This is a genomic window from Brevundimonas sp. (assembly GCF_036677305.1).
GTDB lineage: Bacteria > Pseudomonadota > Alphaproteobacteria > Caulobacterales > Caulobacteraceae > Brevundimonas.
Genome location: NZ_JAKFEB010000111.1, coordinates 1 through 2,121, shown reverse-complemented (window position 1 = coordinate 2,121; position 2,121 = coordinate 1). Strand labels below are relative to the sequence as shown.

The window sequence follows — 2,121 nt, the reverse complement described above, 5'->3', positions numbered from 1 at the left end:
CCAGCGGAACGGCCGTCAGGATCATCCGGACCGGAATCAAGCGGCCCCCTCGGCCCTCAGGAATGCGGCCACCGCGGCGCGGTCCGCCGCCTTGTCGACGAAGGCGTCGCCGATGGCGCGGGCCAGGATCAGGGTCAACCCGCCGCCCTCGGCCTTCTTGTCCCCGGCCATCCGCGCCAGCAGGCGGTCGGCGCTGAAGGCGCCGGCGTGTTCCAGCCGCGTCGGCAGGCCGGCGGCCGTGATCACAGTCTCGACCCGGTCCGCGTCGGCGAGCGGGCACAGCCCCCGGGCGGCGGAGAAGCGGAAGGCCAGGGCGCATCCCAGAGCCACGGCCTCGCCGTGGGTCAGCGCGTCCTCGTCGAAGCCCAGCTCGGCCTCGATCGCATGACCGAAGGTGTGGCCCAGGTTCAGCAGGGCGCGGCGGCCCGCCTCCTTCTCGTCCTCGCCGACGATGGCGCTCTTGATCTCGATGGAGCGGACGACCGCCCGGGTCAGGGCGACGGGGTCCCCCTTTGCGCCGCTGGCCCCCTCGCCCGCCAGCCAGTCGAAGAAGTCACGGTCGCAGATCAGACCGTGCTTCAGCACCTCGGCCCAGCCCGAGCGCAGCTGGCGCTCCGGCAGGGTGGCCAGCAGGTCGATGTCGGCCACCACAAGACGGGGCTGGTGGAAGGCGCCGACCAGATTCTTGCCGCGCGGGGTGTCGATGGCGGTCTTCCCGCCGACGGACGAATCGACCTGGGCCAGCAGGGTCGTGGGGACCTGCACCAGGTCGATGCCGCGCATATAGAGGGCCGCCGCCACTCCGGCCAGATCGCCCACCACGCCGCCGCCCAGGGCGATGATCAGGTCGCGCCGGTCGAGGCCGAAGGCCAGCAGCCGGTCGATCACCCGTTCCAGCTCTGCGAACGACTTGGAATTCTCTCCGGGCGGAATGGTCAGCAACCGGGCGCGGACGCCCGCGGCCTGTAACGACGCCAGGACGGCCGGTGCGTGCAGTCCCGCGACCGTCTCGTCGGTGATGATCACGGTGCGGCCCCTGGCGAACGGGGCGACGCGCCGGCCCAGCCCGGCCGTCAGCCCCTGGCCGACGACCACCTCATAGGGCTCGAAACGCGCGCCGCTGACCGGAAGGGTGGTCGTCATGCCGCCTGCTCCGCCGCGTGGGCGTCCAGAGCCTGTACGATGGCCTCGACCGCCTCGGCATGGGCGCCGGTGGCGACATCGACGGTGACATCGGCCAGGCCGTAGAAGGGATAGCGGACCTCCGCCATGGCGGTCAGGGCCTCCAGCGGATCGCGGCCGCGCAGCAGCGGGCGGGTGTCGCGGCGCTGAACCCGTTCGGCGACGGTCTTCAGGTCGGCGCGCATCCACACCGTGACGGCCCGGTCCTTGAGCGCGGCGCGGGTGTCCTCATTCAGGATCGCTCCGCCGCCGGTCGCCAGCACCATGCGCGGGCCCTCCAGCAGCCGTTTCATCACCCGCGCTTCTCCGGCGCGGAACTCGGCCTCGCCCAGCTGGGCGAAGATATCGGAGACGGTCATGCCCGCCGCGGCCTCGATCTCGACGTCGCCGTCGGCGAACGGCAGGCCCAGACGCTTGGCCAGCCGGCGGCCGACCGTCGATTTGCCCACGCCCATCAGCCCGACCAAGGCTATGGTGCGTTCATGGACGGGAATCGCCACGGCATGGCTCACGCGCGGCCTCGCGGGCGGATTGGCGACGGACGGGGCGCGGACAGGCACGGCATGACAGCCCCATCCTCTACACCAAGCGCCGCCGTCGGGAAGCGCCACGACGCATGAGCACGCCCCAGATCGAGGCCTTTCTGGAGATGATGGCCGTCGAACGCGACGCCTCGCCTCACACCCTGTCCGCCTACGGTCGCGATCTGGCCGACGCCGAGGCGGGGATCGACGGCGGTCTGATGCGGGGCGATGAGGCGGGTCTGGAGGCATGGTACGCCGGCCTGGCGCGTCAGGGCCTCTCCCCCGCGACACAGGCGCGGCGGCGGTCCGCCGTGCGGCAGTTCTACCGGTTCGCCCTCGGCGAAGGCTGGCGAAGCGATGACCCGTCGCGACGGCTGGACGCCCCGAAACAGGGCCGCAGCCTGCCCAAGACCCT

3 protein-coding genes are annotated in these 2,121 nt (G+C 72.1%); 1 reads left to right on the top strand and 2 read right to left on the bottom strand.

The window, feature by feature from the left end; all coding sequences use genetic code 11:
- Positions 1-36: 36 nt before the first annotated feature.
- Both aroB and V6M42_RS06625 read right to left on the bottom strand, forming a co-directional pair.
- Entirely contained in the window at positions 37-1,143 is a 1,107-nt protein-coding gene (gene aroB, locus V6M42_RS06630) for a 3-dehydroquinate synthase (protein ID WP_332677927.1), read from the bottom strand.
- The gene (locus tag V6M42_RS06625) at positions 1,140-1,742 is read right to left on the bottom strand and encodes a shikimate kinase (RefSeq protein ID WP_332660654.1); all 603 of its coding nucleotides are present in this window, start codon (positions 1,740-1,742) and stop codon (positions 1,140-1,142) included. Before V6M42_RS06625 ends, aroB begins: the two co-directional genes overlap by 4 nt.
- A gap of 56 nt (positions 1,743-1,798) precedes the next feature.
- Here V6M42_RS06625 and V6M42_RS06620 point away from each other — a divergent pair.
- The coding region (locus V6M42_RS06620) for a site-specific integrase (RefSeq protein WP_332677926.1) at positions 1,799-2,121 on the top strand (323 nt) is incomplete at its 3' end.

Bases quoted from the DNA above. Each gene is read 5' to 3' on its own strand.
- aroB (WP_332677927.1), bottom strand. From the start codon at position 1,143: ATGACGACCACCCTTCCGGTCAGCGGCGCGCGTTTCGAGCCCTATGAG.